Source organism: Eubacteriales bacterium (genome assembly GCA_041390245.1).
In the GTDB taxonomy this organism is placed as follows: Bacteria; Bacillota; Clostridia; order Christensenellales; family JAWKQI01; genus JAWKQI01.
This window is the reverse complement of sequence record JAWKQI010000004.1, coordinates 39,537-61,013: the sequence shown is the minus strand read 5'-3', so window position 1 is coordinate 61,013 and position 21,477 is coordinate 39,537. Positions and strand designations below refer to the sequence as shown.

General features: G+C 39.1%; 20 protein-coding genes and 3 pseudogenes. 8 read left to right on the top strand and 15 right to left on the bottom strand.

The window, feature by feature from the left end; genetic code table 11:
- The first annotated feature begins 100 nt into the window (after positions 1 to 100).
- On the top strand, positions 101 to 1,021 hold the full coding sequence (locus R2876_05805) for an ATP-binding cassette domain-containing protein (GenBank protein ID MEZ4358123.1): 921 nt from the start codon (positions 101 to 103) through the stop codon (positions 1,019 to 1,021).
- Positions 1,014 to 1,874: an ABC transporter permease gene (locus tag R2876_05800; GenBank protein ID MEZ4358122.1), complete on the top strand. Its 861-nt coding sequence runs from the start codon at positions 1,014 to 1,016 to the stop codon at positions 1,872 to 1,874. The genes R2876_05805 and R2876_05800 overlap by 8 nt, the downstream gene beginning before the upstream one ends.
- Positions 1,875 to 2,193: 319 nt before the next feature.
- Here R2876_05800 and atpC read toward each other — a convergent pair whose 3' ends face one another.
- From atpC to R2876_05735, 13 genes and pseudogenes are all read right to left on the bottom strand, one after another.
- Positions 2,194 to 2,607: an ATP synthase F1 subunit epsilon gene (gene atpC, locus R2876_05795; protein MEZ4358121.1), complete on the bottom strand. Its 414-nt coding sequence runs from the start codon at positions 2,605 to 2,607 to the stop codon at positions 2,194 to 2,196.
- Between the two features lie 5 nt (positions 2,608 to 2,612).
- On the bottom strand, positions 2,613 to 3,998 hold the full coding sequence (gene atpD, locus R2876_05790) for a F0F1 ATP synthase subunit beta (GenBank protein ID MEZ4358120.1): 1,386 nt from the start codon (positions 3,996 to 3,998) through the stop codon (positions 2,613 to 2,615).
- Positions 3,982 to 4,869 (bottom strand): ATP synthase F1 subunit gamma, encoded by an 888-nt coding sequence (gene atpG, locus R2876_05785; GenBank protein ID MEZ4358119.1) that lies wholly within the window; start codon positions 4,867 to 4,869, stop codon positions 3,982 to 3,984. The genes atpD and atpG overlap by 17 nt, the downstream gene beginning before the upstream one ends.
- On the bottom strand, positions 4,853 to 6,382 hold the full coding sequence (atpA, locus tag R2876_05780) for a F0F1 ATP synthase subunit alpha (GenBank protein ID MEZ4358118.1): 1,530 nt from the start codon (positions 6,380 to 6,382) through the stop codon (positions 4,853 to 4,855). The genes atpG and atpA overlap by 17 nt, the downstream gene beginning before the upstream one ends.
- A gap of 3 nt (positions 6,383 to 6,385) precedes the next feature.
- A complete protein-coding gene (locus R2876_05775; GenBank protein ID MEZ4358117.1) occupies positions 6,386 to 6,619 on the bottom strand; it encodes a F0F1 ATP synthase subunit delta in 234 nt (77 codons plus the stop codon).
- 4 nt (positions 6,620 to 6,623) lie between these two features.
- Positions 6,624 to 7,112: an ATP synthase F0 subunit B gene (locus R2876_05770; GenBank protein MEZ4358116.1), complete on the bottom strand. Its 489-nt coding sequence runs from the start codon at positions 7,110 to 7,112 to the stop codon at positions 6,624 to 6,626.
- 15 nt (positions 7,113 to 7,127) lie between these two features.
- Positions 7,128 to 7,286, bottom strand: coding sequence for an ATP synthase F0 subunit C (atpE, locus tag R2876_05765; protein ID MEZ4358115.1), 159 nt, complete (start codon positions 7,284 to 7,286; stop codon positions 7,128 to 7,130).
- A 113-nt stretch (positions 7,287 to 7,399) separates the two neighbouring features.
- Entirely contained in the window at positions 7,400 to 9,508 is a 2,109-nt protein-coding gene (locus R2876_05760; GenBank protein ID MEZ4358114.1) for a FoF1 ATP synthase subunit a, read from the bottom strand.
- A 538-nt stretch (positions 9,509 to 10,046) separates the two neighbouring features.
- A pseudogene (locus R2876_05755) lies at positions 10,047 to 12,376 on the bottom strand (ATP-binding cassette domain-containing protein).
- Positions 12,377 to 12,494: 118 nt separating this feature from the next.
- Positions 12,495 to 12,935, bottom strand: a complete 441-nt coding sequence (locus R2876_05750) for a sodium/proton-translocating pyrophosphatase (protein ID MEZ4358113.1) — start codon at positions 12,933 to 12,935, stop codon at positions 12,495 to 12,497.
- Between the two features lie 175 nt (positions 12,936 to 13,110).
- Positions 13,111 to 13,380: a sodium/proton-translocating pyrophosphatase gene (locus R2876_05745; GenBank protein MEZ4358112.1), complete on the bottom strand. Its 270-nt coding sequence runs from the start codon at positions 13,378 to 13,380 to the stop codon at positions 13,111 to 13,113.
- A 127-nt stretch (positions 13,381 to 13,507) separates the two neighbouring features.
- A complete protein-coding gene (locus R2876_05740) occupies positions 13,508 to 13,711 on the bottom strand; it encodes a hypothetical protein (protein MEZ4358111.1) in 204 nt (67 codons plus the stop codon).
- A complete protein-coding gene (locus R2876_05735; protein ID MEZ4358110.1) occupies positions 13,701 to 14,447 on the bottom strand; it encodes a sodium/proton-translocating pyrophosphatase in 747 nt (248 codons plus the stop codon). Before R2876_05735 ends, R2876_05740 begins: the two co-directional genes overlap by 11 nt.
- Before the next feature lie 302 nt (positions 14,448 to 14,749).
- On the opposite strand from R2876_05735, the gene dhaK reads away from it, so the two are divergent.
- The 6 genes and pseudogenes from dhaK to ptsP all read left to right on the top strand — a co-directional run bounded on the left by dhaK (position 14,750) and on the right by ptsP (position 18,700).
- Positions 14,750 to 15,745 (top strand): dihydroxyacetone kinase subunit DhaK, encoded by a 996-nt coding sequence (gene dhaK / locus R2876_05730; GenBank protein MEZ4358109.1) that lies wholly within the window; start codon positions 14,750 to 14,752, stop codon positions 15,743 to 15,745.
- 25 nt (positions 15,746 to 15,770) lie between these two features.
- The gene (locus R2876_05725; protein MEZ4358108.1) at positions 15,771 to 15,923 is read left to right on the top strand and encodes a hypothetical protein; all 153 of its coding nucleotides are present in this window, start codon (positions 15,771 to 15,773) and stop codon (positions 15,921 to 15,923) included.
- A 136-nt stretch (positions 15,924 to 16,059) separates the two neighbouring features.
- A pseudogene (locus tag R2876_05720) lies at positions 16,060 to 16,314 on the top strand (hypothetical protein).
- Positions 16,315 to 16,404: 90 nt separating this feature from the next.
- Positions 16,405 to 16,786: pseudogene (gene dhaM / locus R2876_05715) on the top strand (dihydroxyacetone kinase phosphoryl donor subunit DhaM).
- Between the two features lie 15 nt (positions 16,787 to 16,801).
- Complete coding sequence (locus tag R2876_05710) at positions 16,802 to 17,059, top strand: HPr family phosphocarrier protein (GenBank protein MEZ4358107.1); 258 nt, start codon at positions 16,802 to 16,804, stop codon at positions 17,057 to 17,059.
- Between the two features lie 18 nt (positions 17,060 to 17,077).
- Entirely contained in the window at positions 17,078 to 18,700 is a 1,623-nt protein-coding gene (gene ptsP / locus R2876_05705) for a phosphoenolpyruvate--protein phosphotransferase (GenBank protein MEZ4358106.1), read from the top strand.
- 42 nt (positions 18,701 to 18,742) lie between these two features.
- Here the strand turns inward: ptsP and R2876_05700 are convergent, their stop codons facing one another.
- Positions 18,743 to 20,008 (bottom strand): O-acetylhomoserine aminocarboxypropyltransferase/cysteine synthase family protein, encoded by a 1,266-nt coding sequence (locus R2876_05700; GenBank protein MEZ4358105.1) that lies wholly within the window; start codon positions 20,006 to 20,008, stop codon positions 18,743 to 18,745.
- Between the two features lie 25 nt (positions 20,009 to 20,033).
- Positions 20,034 to 21,476 carry a proline--tRNA ligase gene (proS, locus tag R2876_05695; GenBank protein MEZ4358104.1) on the bottom strand — a complete coding sequence of 481 codons (1,443 nt, stop codon included), beginning with the start codon at positions 21,474 to 21,476 and terminating at the stop codon, positions 20,034 to 20,036.
- Between the last annotated feature and the right edge of the window lies 1 nt (position 21,477).

The following is a 21,477-nucleotide window of genomic DNA, read 5'->3' as shown; positions in this document are numbered from 1 at the left end:
TTTAGCTTTAACTTTATATCAAAGCTAACATTACTGTTATTAAAATTTTTATATTCCGTATATAGCAAAAACTTTATATTCTTAAAGAAAGGTTATAGTAATGGATAAAATTATTACTGTCAAAAATCTTAAAAAATACTATGGTGAAGTCAAGGCAGTAAACGGTATTGATTTTTATGTGGAAAAGGGAAAGATGTTCGCACTTCTTGGCCCTAATGGTGCCGGGAAATCCACCACGATCGATATCATCTGCACTTTGCTTAAGCAAAATACCGGAGAGGTCATTATCAATGGATATAAGTTAGGACAAGAAGACGGGAAAATACGCGAATCTATAGGCGTTGTATTCCAAGACGGTGTCCTTGACCCGCTTCTCACAGTTAGGGAAAACCTAACAACCAGGGCAAAATTTTATCCTATTGAAAAATCCAAACTCAAAAATGCAGTTGCCAATGCTGCAAATATAACCGAATCTGCAGAATTTATCGACCGCCCGTACGGCAAGCTGTCCGGAGGGCAGAAACGGCGCGCCGATATAGCAAGGGCACTTGTCAATACACCTAAAATTTTATTTCTAGACGAACCGACTACGGGGCTGGACCCTCAAACCAGAAAGAGCGTGTGGGATACTATATCCAAGCTTCAAAAAGAAACGGGAATGACAGTATTTTTTACCACACATTATATGGAAGAAGCAGCTGCCGCCGACTTTATTATAATCATAGACCATGGCACTATATCCGCAAAAGGGACTCCGTATGAGCTGAAAGAAAAATTCAGCTCCGATCTATTAAAGATAAAAGCAACGGATACATCCGCTCTTAAGGATTTACTTAATAGCAAAAACATAAAATTTGATTTAGAAGACGAATTCGCAGTAGTAAAGATAGAACAGACCAGGGAGGCTTTGCCTATTTTAAAAGCCGCAGAACCTTATATTGAAAGCTTTGAAGTTATAAGGGGAACTATGGACGATGTATTTATAAATGTAGTAAGCCAGGAGGGAAATAACGATGATTAGTATAGCTTTTAGAAATTTAAAAGTATTTTTCAGAGATAAAAGCTCTGTCTTCTTTTCCCTTTTAAGCGTCCTTATCATTATAGCCCTTTACGTCTTGTTTTTAGGCGATACTTTATTACAAAATATGAACGATGTACCCAGCGCGCGGTTTTTAATGGATAGCTGGATAATGTCGGGATTATTGGCCGTTACTTCCATTACTGCTACTATGGGTGCGTTTGGTATCATGGTTGAAGACCAGGCCAAAAAAAATATAAATGATTTTTACGCCGCCCCACTCAAAAGGCGGGATATCGCTGCCGGATATATACTAAGCTCATTTTTAATAGGCATTATAATAAGCTTCATAACCTTTGTGCTTTCAGAAATATATATTGTTTCATATGGTGGTGAAATACTTCCTTTTTGGAGCATAATAAAAGTATTTGGGCTAATATTCCTGTCCGTTATATCTTCAAGTTCAATGGTCTTTTTCATGGTCAGTTTTTTTAAAAGTAACAATGCCTTCTCAGTTGCCAGTACTATACTTGGAACACTTATAGGTTTTCTAACCGGGATATATATCCCGATCGGCATACTTCCAGGCGCAATACAATTTATAATCAAGATATTCCCCGTCTCCCACGCCGGAGTACTTTTCAGGCAAATTTTAATGGATGTGCCACTTTCAACCTCATTTGGAAATGCTCCTATAGAAACGGTTTCAAGCTTTAAAGAGGAGATGGGTATAGTATTTAAATTCGGAGATACTCAGGTAAGCACTTTAACTCATATACTCGTTTTAATAGCAACGGCTATAGTTTTTTATGGGCTCGCAGTGTTCAATATTTCCAGAAAAAGCAAACTAAAATAATTTATTAATTAAAGAAAGGCAAGTTTAAAACTTGCCTTTCTCCGCTTTTATAAATAAGAAAGCAACGACTTAAAACAGTATTCTCTAAAATCCTTTTTCATAGTCATAATCATTTTTAGAATTATTATTTTTACTATTTTCCTGTTTGTTTCGGTTATAATTTTTCTGACAATTCTTCTGACTGCAATTTTTCAAAATATCACCTCCTTATTTACACACATTTATTATTAAAAAATTAAAGATAAAATATTCTGAAAAATTATGTAAGTAAATAAAATAAAGCTGCCTAATATTAGGCAGCTTTATTATTTTAAAAATTTTATTTTACATCTATATCCTGATGGGCCACTTTAAGGCGTGCTATGGAGTGTTCAAATGCAATTTGAGCAAGCCTGTCTTCATGTTCGTCTTTACGGTGGCTTAGCCTATCCTTTGCTTGACGAAGCACACTATAGGCGCGCTCAATGTCTATGTCCTCCGGCCATTCACATGATTGAACGAACAAATTGACTTTGTTATGGCCGACCTCCATAAACCCTTCCGCACAATACGCCTCTTTCCACTCATCATCTATTTTTATAGACAATTTTCCAACTAATATCGGCGCAGCCAAATGTGCATGCCCTGCAAGTATCGTTATTTCTCCGTCTGGTACCGAAACTGTAAGCGCTTCAACCTCGCCGCTAAAGAACTGGTGCCGAGGCGTCATTATATTCAGCGTGTAGGTCCTCATTTAAATTACAACCCCTTTGCCTTTTTAAGCACATCGTCTATATCGCCGACTAAGAAGAAAGCAGATTCCGGCACATCGTCTACTTCACCGTTAATTATTGCTGCAAAGCTCTTTATCGTATCCTTTATCGGAACAGTACGGCCTTTTATACCAGTAAAGACTTCGGCTACGTTGAATGGCTGTGACAGGAATCTTTGTATTCTACGCGCACGGTAAACCGTCTTTTTATCTTCTTCGGATAATTCATCCATACCTAAAATAGCGATTATATCTTTTAGCTCACTGTATCTTTGCAAACATTCCTGGACGCGTTGTGCAACATCATAATGATCCTGCCCCACGACATCTGGATCGAGTATCCTGGAACTGGATTCAAGCGGGCTAACCGCAGGATAAATACCCATTTCAGATACCTGCCTTGATAAAACAGTTATAGCGTCTAAGTGGGAGAATATCGTCGCAGGTGCCGGGTCTGTCAAATCGTCTGCCGGTACGTATATCGCCTGTACAGAAGTTATAGATCCATCTTCTGTGGATGTAATACGTTCCTCAAGTTCGCCTAGCTCTGTTGCCAGGGTCGGCTGGTAACCAACTGCAGACGGCATTCTGCCGAGCAATGCGGATACTTCGTTTCCTGCCTGAACATATCTAAATATATTATCTATAAATAGTAAAACATCCTGATGAAGTATATCTCTAAAATACTCTGCAATCGTAAGACCTGTTAGGGCAACACGCATACGGGAGCCCGGCGGTTCGTTCATCTGCCCGAAAGCCATCGCCGTTTTACTTATAGCACCGCTTTGCTCCATATCATGTATCAAATCATTCCCTTCACGGCTACGTTCTCCAACACCGGTAAAAACTGAATATCCGCCATGGTTGACAGCTATATTATATATGAGCTCCATTATAAGCGTAGTCTTGCCGACGCCAGCACCTCCGAAAAGGCCTATTTTTCCGCCTTTCGCATAAGGTGTAAGTAAATCGATAACCTTTATTCCTGTCTCAAAAAACTCGATTACAGGATTTAATTTAATAAATGCCGGCGGATGCCTATGTATAGGCCATTTTTCTGCATCTATCGGCCCTTTTTCATCTATTGGACGGCCAAGCACATCTACCACACGGCCTAAAAGTTCTTTTCCAACAGGAATTTTTATACCGTCTCCCGTATCCGTAACTTCAGTTCCGCAACGTAGCCCTTCTGTTTTTTCAAGCGCTATACATCGTACAACCGACTTGGATATCTGTGCGGCAACCTCCATATGGATACCATCTACAGTAACCAGTAAATTATGTATATGTGGCTCATGATCTTCAAAGCGTACATCTAATACTGGCCCACTTATTTTTATTATTGTACCTTTTTTATCAGTTACTTGATTCATAGTTATTATCTCCATCACGCAGCACTTCTGCTGCACCAGTTATCTCTGTAATCTCTTGCGTTATTGCCGTTTGCCTTGCTAAATTATACTGCATTTTCAGCTTTTTCAATATCTCATCTGCATTACGCGTTGCGCTTTGCATAGCATTCATCCTTGCAAATTGTTCACTTGCATATGCATGTACAAGCGAGCCAAACACCACTCCTATAAGATACTGCGGTACAAGCAAGTCAAATAACTCTCTTGAGGATGGTATATATATTATATCTTCCGCATGAACGGCATCTTCTTCTTTCTCTACATAATCGCTTAAAAGTATAGGAAGCAGCCTATACATGATTGGTGAGTTTTGAGATACCCCGTACGGAGTAAATATTATGTATACCTCGTCTGTCAGTTTGCCATCGTAAAAATCTAAAATGTCAAAGGCAATTTCTCTTGCACTATAAAGAGTTGGATTCTGAGTAATGCCAATTAGTTCGATATCCGGGTCTATTCCGCGTTCCCTAAAAAAGTTACTTGCCATTGTTCCAACAGATATTAGTGCAGAACCTGGGTGCTTGCTCATCTCTTTCCATGAAAAACTAAGTATGTTTGCATTATATGCACCGGCCATTCCCTTATCGCCCGAAATTACTATATATGTGCGCTTGTCTCCTCTGCTCTTTAAATATTGATGTGTCACGTCCTTTGAAGACTGCAGTATATGTTTCATAGTCGAACGAACGCGCGACAAGTATTTTTGATTATACCCTATCTGCTGCAAAACCCTCTTCATCCGCGATGAAGCAACCAGCTGCATTGCATTTGTTATTTTACGAGTTTGTGCTACCGCATTAATATGGCTGCGGATCTCATTCGCGTTCTGCATTGGCTTCTCCTTCTTGTTTAGCCAAAAATGCCTTCATTGCCTTTATAAGTTCTGCCCTGTCTGTTTCGGTTAGTTTGCCTGTTGTATTTATTCTGCTTAATATATCAAGACAGGTATTTTTTAAATGGCTAAGCAGCCCGTTTTTAAACTGCGGTACTAGTTTTAAATCAATACTATCAAAAATATTATGCGAATATGCAACCAGTATGGACACTTGTTCTGCAAGAGATAAAATTTCAGTTTGTTTTTGTTTCAATAATTCTGTCAGGCATTCGCCGCGCCTTAACAATGTAGCTGTTGCTGCATCTATGTCTGCACCAAACTGTGCAAATATCGCCATGTCTCTATATTGTGCAACATCTAAACGCAAACTCCCGGAAACCTTTTTCATTGCATCCGGCTGAGCTGAACGGCCTACACGCGAAACAGATAAACCTACGTTAACAGCAGGGCGTATCCCTGCATGAAACAGTTCGCTTTCTAAATAAATTTGTCCGTCTGTAATAGAAATAACATTCGTTGGAATATATGCTGAAATATCGTTTGCCATAGTTTCGACTATGGGAAGCGCGGTCATTGACCCACTGCCTAAAGAACTATTCAGCTGAGCTGCACGCTCTAATAAACGGCTATGCAGATAAAATACATCGCCAGGATAAGCTTCACGGCCGGATGGCCTCCTTAAAAGCAGCGACATGGCCCTGTATGCTACCGCATGCTTGCTTAAATCATCATATACTATAAGTACATCTTTTCCTTCGTACATAAACTTTTCGGCTATGGAGCAGCCCGCATATGGAGCCAAATACTGCATAGCAGCACAATCGCTCGCAGTCGATGCTACAACCACAAGATTTTTCATTGCATCCGCTGTACTTAATGAATGGACAAAGCTAGCTATAGTAGAAGCCTTTTGCCCTATGGCACAGTATACGCATATAACATCTTTATCGCGTTGGTTCATTATAGCTGAAAGTGCTATCGAGGTTTTACCTGTCTGCCTGTCTCCTATAATAAGCTCACGTTGCCCTCTGCCTATAGGTATCATGCTGTCTATAGCCAAAAGTCCTGTTTCAAGCGGCCGGTTAACCGGTGACCTCTTTATAAGCGGAGGAGCAGGACTTTCAAGCGGCCTAAACTCATCGGAACTAAGAGGTTCTCCATCCATAGGGCGGCCTATCGGGTCTATGACCCTGCCTAAAAGCTTATCCCCTACGCATATATCTGCAACACGCCCTGTTCCGCGTACTATAGAACCTGTCGATACAGATGCATTGCCACTTAAAAATACAGCGCCAACACCATCTATTCTAAGATCCAGCGCTAAACCATAAGCATCGTTTTCGAACTCTAATATTTCACCGTAAAGACTATGACAAAGCCCTTCTATCTGTACTACGTCATCAGTACAGCTTTTAACTATTCCATACTCATAGACTTTAGGTCCTAGCTTTAATTTACCTATTTTATCTTTTAAGAAACCCCCAATAGGGCCTAAATCAAAATTCAGCATGCCTTATCCTCCTATATTGTCGTCGGACAGAGAGCGCCGCATATCACTAAGTTGTGTGGACATGCTTGCATCGTAAACTTTGCCACCTATAAAAGCTATAAAGCCGCCTATTAGTGTTTCATCTTTAATTATATCAAATTCAATAGGTCCGCCCAGCAATCCCTCAAATCCTTCACAGATAGATTTTATCATCTGTTCATTCAAAGAAGTGGCGACCCTAAGTATAGCTTTTTTCATATACTCACTCTACCTTTTTAAAAAAGTCGTCAATAATAGTACGGTTATCTTCTAAACTGACCTCTCTCTTTAATATTCGTTTAGCCAGATCGATAGATATTTCAGCAATCTTATCCTGCATTCCGTCTATTATACCTTCTGTCATGCGCTTGCGTTCCTCATCTGCTTTGACACGAGCCTGCTCGATAATTTCACTAGCCTTGTTTTTCGCATCTCTAACGATTACCTCAGATTCTTCAGCGGCCTTTTGCGCACCTTCACGTACAGTCTTTTGTATCTGCTCTTCTGATAATGCAACTTTTTTCATATACTCTTCCTTATTTGCAAGAGCCTCTTTCTCAGCATTTGCAGCAGAATCCAACTGATCTTGAATCTTCTTAGTGCGCTCATTCATAAATTTGCGAAGCGGTTTATAGATAATCAATCGCAAAAGCAGATAAAGCACTATAATATTAATTATGTGTATTACAATGTCTAAAGGATATATCTCCATCTTAATACCTCCGCATTAAGTGAGTGAAAACATCATTATTAATGACATTACAAGGCCGTATATAGCAGTTGATTCAGTCAACGCCAATCCAAGAAGCAGCATTGCACTGATCTTTCCTGAAGCCTCCGGCTGACGGGCAACCCCTTCTACAGCTTTACCAGTAGCTATACCCATTCCAAGCCCAGCTCCTGCGCAAGATAGTAAGCATAAAGCAAATACCTATTGGAATATAACCCAAATCCATATTTATATCCTCCTAATTAATTAAAAATTTTATAACGAAGCGCCTACTCAGTAGCTTCACCGATAAACGTAAGTGTTAGCGTAATAAATATAAATGCCTGTATCAACGGATGAAATACGTTGAAGTAAAGGCCAACGACACTCGGTATCCCTATTGCGCCTCCACCAAGGGCGCTATAGAGTAAATCCATAACTATAAGCCCGCCAAACATGTTACCAAAAAGTCGAGCTGACATAGATATTGGTATAGCCAAGTCTCCTATTATTTTAAATGGCAAGATTAACGGCGATGGTGCGGCAAGGCTTTTCATCCTTCCAAAAACGCCTTTTTCTTTTATTCCATAATAATTTATCAATATAAACGTATTTATCGAAAGCGCAAATGTAAGAGTTATATCTGCAGTAGGTGCACGGAAACCAAAAAGTTCTACTACCGCACAAGTAACTAACAATGCTGATACAGCGAATATATACGCTCCTAAATTTTCACCAAGATTCCCTGCTGTAGATTTAGTATATTTTGCAATACCTTCAACTGCTATTTCAATAACGTTTTGTGCCCCTTTTGGCACATCTTTCATTTTTCTCATGACAAACATACGGATAAGTAAGGACGCTACAATCAAAACTATTATGGCAATCCACGTTATTATAATAGTGGTGCTTAAGTTAAGCCCAAATACATTAACTCTTTCTGCCCATATAGAAACCTTAATCCCTTCTGCCTCCGGTGTACCAAATATAAGCTCTAATAAACGGACAAGGAAAAACCATACACTTGCTATAACCGCTGTTATTATAAGCTTCTTTATAGTCTTATTTCTCTTTGCCTGGTGTTCTTTTTCTTTTTCTTCTGCTGCCTCTGCGTTTATTTCTTTTTCAAGCATCAACTGTTCTCTCTTTGCTAAATTCTTTATACGTATGCTTAAACCTATAAGTGCTAAAACACCCACAACTATAAGCGTTAGAATAAGAGTTATGTCTGCCGTAATCTTTGTAAGGCCTACGAGTTCTATTGCAGTATACGTAATGAGCAATATAACTGCAGTGTATACATAAGATCTCAGCTTCTCACTAATATTTTTCGCTTTTGATTCAGCAGAAACGTTATTACCATCAACCGCTACTTCAATGGCGGCCTGGATTCCCTTTGGCTTTCTTCTTGCCTGAGTAACTGCAAAAACTCTAATAAATAACGAAATTAATATAATAATCGCCATTGCGAGCCATGTAACTACTATGGTATTGCTTAGATCAGCACCAAGTATATTAACGCGGTCTGCCCCCAATGAAACGCCAAACATCTGCCCCGCCGGAGTCCCAAAGACTATTTCAAGTATACGTATGACAAAAAACCAAACGGAAAGTATAACCGCAGTTAAAACGATACGTTTTAAAGCATTAAGTTTCTTGCGCGGCTTAGATTCTTTCTCCAATACCTGCTGCCTTTTTGCCAGTTCTAATTGCGCTTTTTTCTCTTGCTTTTCAATCTTTCTGTCTTCTATTGTATCTTTAGCAGTCTTAGGCTCTTTGCTTTTTTTTGCCAGCATTATTAAAAACAATCTTATACCTATTAGAATCAGTATGAGCAAACCAGCCAAGATTACCGCAGCAATTAAAGTAACATCTGCAACTGGGGTTTTAGTCCCAAAAAATTCTATCGCCAAATAGGTTATAAGAAGTACTATTACAGTAAATATGTAAGTTCTGAAACTATCGCCCGCAACTCTACGCTTGCCATTTTTTCTCTTACCCTCAATGGTTGCTTCAAGCATGCTTTGAACCCCGGCAGGTGCATTTTTCATATGCGGAATTATAAATATACGCAAAACTAATGCAGCCAGCACCAAAATCCCCATAGCAATCCATGTAACTATTATGGCATTGCTTAAATTAAGGCCAAATACGTTTACCCTTTGCGCCAATACTGAAATGCCAAATGCCTCACTTTCAGGTAATTTAAAAATTACTGATATCACCTGCAGAGCCAAAAACCAAACACTTACTATTATAAGCACTGTTGCTAAAGTTTTAGAAATATTAAGCTTTTTTACGGGCCCATTAGGACCCAGCTTAGAGAGTTTCTTTACTGCGAATATTCTCCATGCTAGCCCTACTGCTGCCAGTAGCACCGATATAATTATTATTGTCATCGAAAAAGCACTCATTTAAACTGATTACACTTTCCTTTTTAAAACTATACGTAATATCAAAGACTTTTTAGCTTTGATCTTTTTTGCGAACAATTATAAATTTTATAACTGCGCCTGCAATTAAAAAGCTCACGATTCCACTTGCGACCCATATAAGTTCCTTTGGAATCAATAGAGCGCAAACTAAAAGCGTGATTATTAATACAAATATCTGTAAAAAAGCTAATAATATGGGTATTTTCCTGTTTTTCGTTAACGATTCAGTAAAACGACTCAATAATATAAATTGTATTAATCCGCAACAAAGTCCAATTAAAAACCCGATCATTAGTATCCCTCTCTGGCTTTGTGCTCCAGGTTTTTATACCTGATGCCCTACATTATATTCCTTTAAAATAAATAATGCAATATAAAAAACTAAAAATTTCATAATCTAATAAAATATACTTGTATTAAAGTATTTAAACAATATATTTAAATAAATTTTTAGCTTAATATGCAATTCCTTTAATTAAGCTTAAGTATTCAATTATTAAATTTATTCTGTTCTAAGCGCTACAACAGGGTCTTTCTTCGCCGCCATCTTTGCCGGGATGAACCCTCCTATTACTGTAAGCGTTAAGCTTATTGCTACTAAAAATATAGCATGCAGCGGATTGATTACTGCTACATTAGGCAAATCAGTCAATGACTCGATTATAATATTAACAGGCAGAATTAAAATGCTTGCAATTAATATCCCAAGCCCTCCTGAAAAAAGCCCGACTATAAAGGTCTCCGCATCAAACACTCTGGTAATGTCTTTTTTACGTGCGCCCAGCGCTCTTAAAACACCTATTTCCTTTGTCCTCTCAAGAACAGATATATATGTAATGATGCCTATCATAATTACGGAAACCAAAAGCGAAATAGCCGAAAACGCTATTAGCACTATTGTAATGGCGCTCATTATACTCCCAGACATAGTTGTTATTATTTCTGCTAGGTCCGTATATAAAATCATATCCGAATCATCTTTATTATGATTCCAATTATCCAAATATTCAAGAACTTTTTCTTTAGAATCAAAATCCTTTGGATATATCATAATCATGCTGGGTACCCCACCCGATCCCAAATATGACAAAAGCTGTTCTTTAGTATCTTGCCCCTGTTCGGTGGATAGATCTATTTGTTCTCCGGTAAGTACGTTATAATCTACCTCTTTTTGCTTTAAAACTATTTTAGAAGCAGCTGCGTTTTCAGATATATAATCCGCAAACTCCGGGGTATACGCTATACCTTCATTTAATATTTCTAAGTAGCTGTCTTCCTTAATCCTTATTATACCGCAAATTTTCAAGGTTTGAGAATTTTCATTATTATATGCAGTCTCTAAATCCATATTTGCAGTGAAATATTCACCGTATTCCTTATAGTAATCGTCGTTTAATATAGCTTTTATTTCAAGGCCCAGTAAATCTTCAAAATCGATTGCATCTTCTTGTATAGAAATGCCTAACTCTTCTAAAATACTTTCTTCTATCCTGTTCTTTTTATCTACCACCAGTAAAATATCGTTTTTAGATTCAGGATATCTTCCGGCAATGATATCATAGTTGTTTTCAAGGATTAAATTTCCATCCCCGCTTAGGCTTTTGGGTAGCTCGGTAAAATTAATATTATTAGCATTTACAGTCTTAACTTTTCCATCTGCTTTGACTGATAAATTAAAATTCATAGCTCGTGTATAGGATATACCTGAAATAGAAGAAGAATCTATGTCTTCGATATAATCCATATATTGCGCTGTCAGTTTATTACCGTGTAAAAACGTATCTTCTTGCGAATCGTATGGATAAACTTCACTAATGTCAGGAAATTCATCATTTGCCGACGATGCTCCGATGTTTTCCTTTATATTGTTTCTCATATCCGCAAACGTCTCATCATTCACCTGCATAGACTGCTGTGAAATTATTATAGGATATTCAGACATTGTATTAACTTCGAATTCGGTTATTTTTTTATCAAAACCATTAGACAGCGCAAGTATCAGTGCAATACCGATTATACCGATGTTAGATGCAAATGCCGTTAAAATAGTACGGCCTTTTTTGGTCATTATATTATTAAAAGATAGTTTAAGTGCCGTAAAGAAGCTCATAGAAGTCTTTTTTAGTGATATTTACTAGCTTCCTCTTCACTATCCTTTATCGGATTTGAGTCGCTAATTATCTCGCCATCTTTTAATTCAATTATGCGGTTTGAATATTTTTCCGCAAGTTTAGAATTGTGCGTTACCATTATAATGAGCTTATCATTTGAAATCTCTTTGATTAAGTCCATTATCTGTATACTGGTAAGAGAGTCAAGCGCACCTGTAGGCTCGTCTGCTAAAATAATATCCGGGTCATTGGCAAGCGCTCTTGCAATTGCAACCCGCTGCATCTGGCCGCCGGACAATTGGTTCGGTTTTTTCCTTGCATGGTCTTTTAACCCCACCCGCTCTAAAACCTCTAATGCCTTTTTCCTTCTCTTGCGTGCCGACACCCCGCTTAAAGTCATTCCAAGTTCTACATTTTTTAAAACAGATATGTGCCCGATAAGGTTATAGCTTTGAAATACAAAACCAATGCTGTTATTGCGGTAAGCGTCCCATTCTATATTCTTAAAGTGTTTAGTAGATTTTCCATTTATAATCAAGTCGCCGCTGTCATATCTATCAAGACCGCCTATTATATTTAGCAAAGTAGTCTTTCCAGAGCCGCTCTGACCTAGTATAGCAACAAATTCACTTTTTCTGAAATCAAGGCTTACGTTTTTTAAGGCTGCTTGAGTAAAACGCCCAACAGTATAATTTTTCGTTATGTTTTTTAGTTGAAGCATTTAGGCCCTCCTCCATAAAATAAATACTACCTTTTATTTGTCATATAATAGATTAGTAAGCTTAATTTGTCAAATAAAAAAGCAGGAAAAACACTGCTTTTTATATAAATTATATAAATTATATAAATAACGGATAAAACAGAAGAGCTACTATACTCATTAGCTTAATCAGTATGTTAAGTGACGGGCCGGCAGTATCTTTAAGAGGGTCTCCAACTGTGTCTCCTATTACTGCTGCTTTATGAGCTTCAGAGCCTTTCCCGCCATGGTCGCCGCTCTCTATCAGTTTTTTGGCGTTGTCCCACACTGCCCGCATTAGCCATCTTGATGGCAAGCAGAACACCTGCCACAGTTGCTCCTGCCAGTAAGCCGCCAAGCTTCTGGCCCAAGTATCAACCCAACTAATATGGGGGCTTACAATTGCAATTATTCCAGGAATAATCATTTCACGAATTGCAGCCTGGGTCGAAATATCAACACACTTTGCATAATCAGGAGTTTGCTCACCCTTCATTATGCCCGGGAATCTATTAAACTGATCCCTTACTTCGGCAACCATTTTATCCGCCGCTCTTGAAAACAGAAGATATGGTTAATCCCGAGAAGAGATATGCTAGCATAGCCCCTAAGAATAACCCTGCCATAACATTTGGGTTAAGTATATCAATTCCTGTTTAGGCCTACAGCCGCATTGTAACTTGCAAATAGTGCAAGAGCAGTCAACGCTGCGGAACCTATTGAAAATCCTTTTCTATAGCTGCCGTTGTATTACCAACAGAATCCAAATGGTCTGTAATATTTCTAACAGATTCGTTTTGATGTGTCATCTGTGCAATACCGCCAGCGTTATCGGCAACAGGCCCGTAAGAGTCCACCGATACGACCATACCAACAGTAGCAAGCATCCCGACAGCAGCCATTGCTATACCAAATGAATCAGCAAAGATATAAGAAACTATTATTACGCCTGCAAGAACTATTATAGGCATCGCTGTAGATTTCATGCCATATGCAATACCGGATAAAATATCAGTTGCTGCACCTAGTTTTGCACGAAGCTGCTATATTTTTTACCGGCCTATATGCTTGAAGTATATATTTCAGTTAATTTACCAATCAAGAGCCCTGCTATTATCTTCCTGATATTATAGCCCAGAATATATCAAGCGTATCCATCAAGCATAATGTTATAGCAAGCGCTGCGCCTATTAAAATTATAGCGCTTAAATAAGTGCCTATATTAAGTGATGCCTGTGCATCTTTAGCCTGGAACAACCTAACGGCCAATATACCGAGAATTGAAGCGACAATGCCTGACCTACAATCAGTAAACAAAGGGTATTCCGGTCTCTCCTCCCCAGACAAATGCAAGCAACAAAGCAGATACAATACAACCTACATAACTTTCAAATAGATCAGATCCCATTCCGGCAACGTCTCCGACATTGTCTCCAACGTTATCTGCTATAACGGCTGGATTTCTGGCATCGTCTTCCGGAATGCCTGCTTCAACTTTACCAACTAAATCTGCACCCACATCTGCCGCTTTGGTATAAATTCCGCCGCCTACCCTGCAAAACAGCGCAATGGAACTCGCCCCAAATGAAAAACCTGTTAAAATAGTTACGTCTTTAAAAATAAGATAAAGTACAGATATTCCAAGTGCTCCGAGGCCGACTACTGATAATCCCATGACCGAGCCGCCTGAAAACGCAAACTTAAATGCTTCTTGTAAACCAGATTTTGCAGCCTGAGTTGTACGCATATTTGCAGAAGTTGCAGCTTTCATCCCAAAGAATCCAGCGGTCACTGAAAAAATCGTTCCTAACAAAAATGCAGCAGTTGTTAGTATTCCCATTCCCGGTAAGATAAAAAGAATGATTGCTACAACTGCAACGTATACAGATAAAATCTTATATTGGCGCTTTAAATATGCCATAGCGCCCGATCGTATGTATCCTCCAATTTTAATAATTTTCTCATCAGTAACTTTTACTCTTGTAATGCTAATACCCTGAATAAGTGCAAATAACAATGCAAGTACTGAAACAATAATTACCAAAAATTCCATTATTGTTTACTCCTTATAACTAGCTTTAAAATAATAATTGTATAATATAACCTTTATTAATAATTTCGTTTCTTAAGTTATATCATAAGAAGTATTATACCATATAAAAAAAACCCATTTCAAGATAAAATTTTTAAAAGAAATCAACTTTTATCGTTTTAATTGACAAGCAAAGGGGAGTTTTATTCCTCCATGTTATAGACAGAGTATTTAAATTAAAATATAATATATATAAATAGGTAATAATTAGCTGAAAATTTGCCACTTGAATTAAAACATTAGAAAAAAGGAGCCGGTTTATCATGAAAAAAATTATCAATGATGTTGAAAACATTGAACAGGAAATGATACTAGGCCTGGTTAAGGCATATCCTCAATACTTGCGCAAACTTGACTGCGGTAATGTAGTGGTACGTGCTAATAAAAAAAAGGATAAAGTCGCTCTTATAAGCGGGGGTGGCAGCGGGCACGAACCTGCGCATGGTGGTTTCGTTGGCGAAGGTATGCTAGATTGCGCCGTTGCAGGAGCAGTATTTACCTCGCCTACTCCAGACCAGATTTATGAAGGTATAAAAGCCATTGATGCAGGAAAAGGCGTTTTAATGGTAGTTAAAAACTACACCGGAGATGTAATGAATTTTGAAATGGCTGCCGAAATGGCCTCTATGGAAGATATAAAAGTAGACTATGTCGTCACAAACGACGATGTGGCTGTTGAAAACAGCCTTTATACAACCGGCCGGCGCGGCGTTGCCGGCACTATATTCGTACATAAGATAGCAGGAGCGGCAGCAGAAAAAGGCGCCAGCCTAGAGGAAGTCAAAAAAATTGCAGAACGTGTTATAGCAAACGTACGTACAATGGGCATGGCAATTACACCGTGCACTGTCCCTGCCGCTGGAAAACCAGGGTTTGAATTAAAAGAAGATGAGATGGAGATAGGCATAGGAATTCACGGCGAACCCGGGACACACAAAGAAAAAATACGCTCGGCAAATGAAATCACCGATATGCTTTTAGACAAGATAACTGCTGATATAGACTATACTAAAAGCGAGGTGGCCGTCATGTTAAACGATGCGGGCGGAATGCCGCTGATGGAACTATATATCGTAAATAACCATTTAAGCGATTATTTAGCTAAAAAAGGAATAAAGGTATATAGGACTTATGTGGGCCATTATATGACCTCGCTTGAAATGTCCGGATTTTCTATTTCGCTTCTTAAACTAGATGATGAATTAAAATCTCTACTTAACGCCAAAGCAGATACGGCTTTAAAGAATAAAAATATTTAAACATATTAATGAGGAAATTTTTATTATGATAGACAATAAAAAATTAATAGAAATCATAGATGAAATAGCAAAGGAAATGCATGAACAAAAAGATTTTTTGACAGACCTAGATATCGCCATAGGCGACGGGGACCATGGTATTAATATGTCCCGCGGGTTTTACTCCAAGTCCAGTTAAACTCCCTACCTTAGCCGATAAATATAGGGACGATATTCAAAACCATGAGCCTGGTCCTTGTATCCACAGTAGGCAGGGCGGCCGGGCCGCTTTGGCACTGCGTTTATGAAGGCCGGTATGGTTACCGCTGGCAAAAATGAAATCCGATGCGAAGGATTTTATTGCCGTTTTAGATGCAACGATGACAGCATATCAATGCGCAGCAAATCAAAGCAAGGTGAAAAGACTATGCTTGATTCCTGTCCGGCAAGAGACGCATTTGAAACCGAATATAATAAAAATAAAGATTTTAAACCGGCTATTAAACAGGCGGTCGATGCGCAAATGCCGGGTAGAGTATACAAAAACCATAATAGCCACAAAAGGGCGCGCCAGCTATTTTGGGGAAAGAAGTATCGGGCATCAAGGATCCGGGGCTACATCTTCCAGCACTTATGTTAAAGGCTATTTAGAATATAACAGGAAAGTAGAGGGGAAAATAATGGTTGGCATAGTTATAGTATCCCACAGCGAAAAACTAGCACTTGGAGTTGTTGAATTATCAAAGCTCATGGCAAGCGATGTGCCGAAAATGCCCAGCAGCAGGCGGCCTGAAGACTGAAATTTTGTTCAGCTTTGAAAAGATTTCCTCTGCTATAAATTCCGTTAATTCCCCGGACGGCGTTATTATTTTGATGGACATGGGCAGTGCTGTTATGACGACGGAAATGGTACTCGAAAGCTTGGAAGATAAAAATATAAAGATGGTAGACTGCCCCTTGGTTGAAGGTTCCGTCCTTGCCGCTGTCAACTCCTCCTCCGGGCAAAATATAGATGAAATAATTAAGGCGCTTAATTTAAAAGACGCATTTAAAAAACTTTAAAGAAAGGCACTTAAAATGAAGCAGTTTGAATATACGCTTACAGTTAAGGAAGGCATGCATGCCCGTCCTGCAGGGCTTTTTGTAAAAGAAGCCGCTAAATTCAAAAGCAACATAACCATAACCAAAGGAGATAAATCCGTTGATGCAAAACGCCTCTTTTCCGTAATGGGGCTGGGTACCCGCCAGGGAGACACTGTAACACTAAGTGCTGAAGGCGAAGACGAAGATACCGCAATCAATATACTAAACGGGTTTTTTAAAAAGAATTTCTAAACTTAATGGAGCAAACTAATGAAAATATTTGAAGGCAAGAGTATATCTGGCGGAATCGCTATAGGTAAAATATTTCTTTACCAGCCAAAAAGACTTTTAGTAGATAAATATAGCGTTTCTAATACTAAAAATGAACTTTCACGCTTTAATGAGGCAAAAGAAAACGTTTCAAATGGGCTTAAAACTCTCTACGAAAAAGCTTTGAAAGAAACTGGCGAGGAAAACGCAAACATCTTTGAAATACACCGTATGATGCTTGATGACCTAGACTATACCGATTTCATTTCAGACATCATAATAAACCAAAAATTTAATGCCGAATATGCAGTTAAGCGTGCCGGTGAGCATTTTGAAAACATGTTTTCCTTAATGGACGACGAATACATGCGTGCACGCGCTTTAGATGTATCCGATATAACAAACCGCCTTTTAAATGAGTTAAGCGGCAAAAAGGACGAGCTTAATATAAGCGAACCTTATATAATCGCTGCTGATGACTTAACTCCAAGCGAAACTATCAAACTTAACAAAAGATATATTTTAGGTATAATATTAAAAGCCTCCTCCTTAAATTCTCATACAGCGATACTCGCAAAAGCAGCCGGTATCCCGCTTATCGGGAATATAGACGTTTTTTCAGACGATTTTGATGGAAAATCAGTGGCTATAGATGCGTACTCAGGTAAGATCTATATCGACCCTAACAAAAAGACAGTAGATTCTCTTTTGAACATAAGGCAGGATAAAGAGGCTAAAAAAAAGTTATATGAAGGACTAAAAGGTAAAAAAACCGTAACCCTAGACGGGCAAAGTATTAAACTGCTGTGCAATATAGCCACCCCAGATGACCTTGCCTCAGCAATAGAAAACGATGCTGATGGAATAGGCCTTTTCAGGAGCGAGTTTTTATATATAGGAAGAGATGATTACCCGACAGAAGAAGAACAGTTTGCAGCATATTCAAAGGTCGCTAAAGGTGCCGGAGAAAAACAAGTTATAATCCGCACGCTGGATGTTGGGGCAGATAAAAATGTTAAATATTTTAATATAGACAAAGAGGAAAACCCAGCCCTTGGATACCGTGCTATACGTATATGCCTTACTAGGCCGGAAATTTTCAAGACGCAGCTTAGGGCCCTTTACCGCGCTTCCGCCTTCGGCAACGTAGCCATTATGTTCCCGATGATAACCTCTAAAAAAGAGGTTTTAGATATAAAAGCCATAATTAATGAAGTTAAAGCAGAGCTTAAAGCAAAAGGGCAGCCTTTTAAAGACGATACTAAAATAGGAATAATGATCGAGACTCCTGCCGCCGCACTTTTAAGCGATTCACTTGCCAGAGAAGTTGACTTTTTCAGTATAGGCACAAACGATCTGTCACAGTATACCCTTGCAATAGACCGGCAGTCCAAGACTTTGGACCGATTTTTTGATAATAAGTACATGGCGGTTTTAAGACTCATAAAATTAACAGCCAAAAACGCACATAAAAATGGTATAACCGTCGGCATATGCGGGGAGCTGGCCGGCGACCTCAGGTTCACAAAAATGTTTTTGCGTTTTAAGATAGACGAACTTTCCGTCTCTGCTCCAAAGATTCTTCCTATACGGGAATATATAAGGAGAATAAAATTAAAATAGTATATAAAAAAGGCGGGTAAAACCCGCCTTTCACTTTAAAAATCATATCGCCGATAATGCATCAGAAACGTCCTTAATTATATCGTCTATATTCTCAAGCCCTACAGAAAAACGTATTAGCCCCGGGCCTATTCCAGCAGCTTTTAACTGCTCCTCTGTAAGCTGCCTGTGTGTTGCACTGGCAGGATGAAGAGCGCATGTCCTTATATCCGCTACATGAACAACCAAAGACGCTAGTTTTAAACTGTCCATAAACTTAACTGCATCTGCCTTTCCGCCTTTCGGAGAAAACGATATTACACCCGAGCTGCCTTTTGGAAGGTATTTCTTTGCAATGTCAAAATACTTATCTCCCTTAAGCCCCGGATAATTTACTGATTCGATTTTATCTGAACTTTGTAAAAACTCTGCAACTTTAAGCGCATTTAAAGAATGGCGTTCCATTCTTAACGGTAGCGTTTCGATACCTAAATTAAGCAAAAACGCACCTAAAGGGCTCATCGTCGCACCGATATCCCTAAGCAACTGAACGCGCGCCTTAACTATATACGCAGCCTTTCCAAAATCCTTTGTATATGTAACGCCGTGATAAGATTTATCCGGTGTGCAAAGCTCGGTATACCCCGCCTTTTCCCAATCAAAATTACCACTGTCAACTATTACTCCGCCTATTTGCACCGCGTGTCCGTCCATATACTTAGTAGTCGAATGCACTACAATGTCCGCTCCGAACTCAATCGGGCGGCATAAATACGGCGTTGCAAATGTATTGTCTACAATAAGCGGAACGTTTTTATCGTGTGCTATTTTTACGAACTTTTCTATATCTAAAACCGATATTAATGGGTTTGAAAGCGTTTCTGCAAATACCGCCTTAGTGTTTGGCTTAAATGCAGAAATAATTTTTTCAATATCATCGTCTTGATTGACAAATGTAACTTCAATGCCCATCTTTTTCATAGTTACGGCAAATAGATTAATAGCTCCACCGTATATAGAACTTGTTGATATAAAATGGTCTCCCGCATTTAAGATATTTAATAAAGATAAAAGTAAAGCTGCCTGCCCCGAAGACGTAAGCATAGCTCCGACGCCGCCTTCAAGTGCAGCTATCTTTGCTTCAACCGCTTCAAGCGTAGGGTTAGATATACGGGAATACATATGCCCGGAAGCTGCTAAATCAAACAGCTTTCCTATATGTTCCGCTGAATCGTATTTATATGTCGTGCTTTGATATATGGGCACAACTCTTGTATCACCGTTTCCGGGTTCATAACCTTCATGAAGGCATTTTGTTTCGAATTTCATTTATATTTCTCCTTATAGATTTCCCCTAATATGCCCTTGCAAAATAGGTGACCTTTTTCGCCGGCTTCCCACAATGGACGCAAACACCGTTTACTTCTCCTTGGTCAAATGGCATACAGCGTGTCGTTGCACCGGTCTTTTCCTTTATCGCGTCTTCGCACTCCCTGTCTTCACACCACAGCGCCCGTACGAAACCTTTTTTATCTATTATACCTTCCTTAAATTCGTCGAAATTCTTTGCCGTATAAGTCTTTTCTTCACGCGCGGCAAGAGCAGTTTTCAACATGTTCTCATGTATATCCTGAAGAAGCTTTTTAATCGATGCATCCAAATTATCAAGTGAAATACTTAGCTTTTCAAACGTGTCTCTTCTAAATACCAATGCGGAATTATTTGCTATATCTTTAGGCCCTATTTCAACGCGTATAGGAACGCCTTTTAACTCCCATTCGTTAAACTTCCATCCTGGGCTTTGCTCCCTTACGTCTATTTCTGCACGAATACCTGAATCTCTTAAAGCTTTTAAAACTTCGTACGCTTTATCAAGTACGCCTTCTTTATGTGCGGCGATCGGAACGACTATTACCTGTATAGGTGCTATCTTAGGCGGAAGCTTTAGGCCTCTGTCATCGCCATGTACCATTATTACTCCGCCAATCATTCGGGTAGACGTGCCCCACGAAGTCTGGTGTACGTATTTTAAAACACCGTCTTTATCTAAAAACTGAACGTCGAACACTTTTGCAAAATGCTGCCCCAAATTATGAGAAGTTCCCATTTGAAGTGCTTTCCCATCTTGCATCATAGCTTCCATCGTATATGTCTTAACTGCACCGGCAAACTTCTCTTTTTCGCTCTTTTGCCCTATTATGACCGGAATCGCAAGTACGTTCCTTGCAAATTCTTCGTAGACGTTTAGCATCTTTAAGGTCTCTTCCTGGCAAGACTCTGCATCTGCATGTGCCGTATGCCCCTCCTGCCATAAAAACTCACTTGTCCTTAAGAACGGCCTTGTACTCTTTTCCCAGCGGACTACGTTGCACCACTGGTTTAAAAGCATCGGCAAGTCCCTGTAGCTTTGTATCCATTTAGAATACATAGAGCAAATTATAGTTTCAGATGTCGGCCTAACGCAGATACGCTCTGCTAGCTTCTCGTCGCCACCGTGTGTTACCCAGGCGACTTCTGGCGCAAATCCTTCTACGTGCTCCTGTTCTTTCTTTAACAAGCTTTCCGGAATAAACAATGGAAAATATGCATTTTTATGGCCCGTTGCTTTAAAACGAGTATCCATTTCATGCTGTATAAGCTCCCACATACCATATCCGTAAGGCTTTATAACCATGCAGCCTTTAACCTCTGAATAGTCCGCTAAATCCGTCTTCATCACGACGTCTGTATACCAACGAGGAAAATCCTCTTTTCTATCTGTTAATTCTTTTACAAATTCTTTTTCCTTTGAACCCATG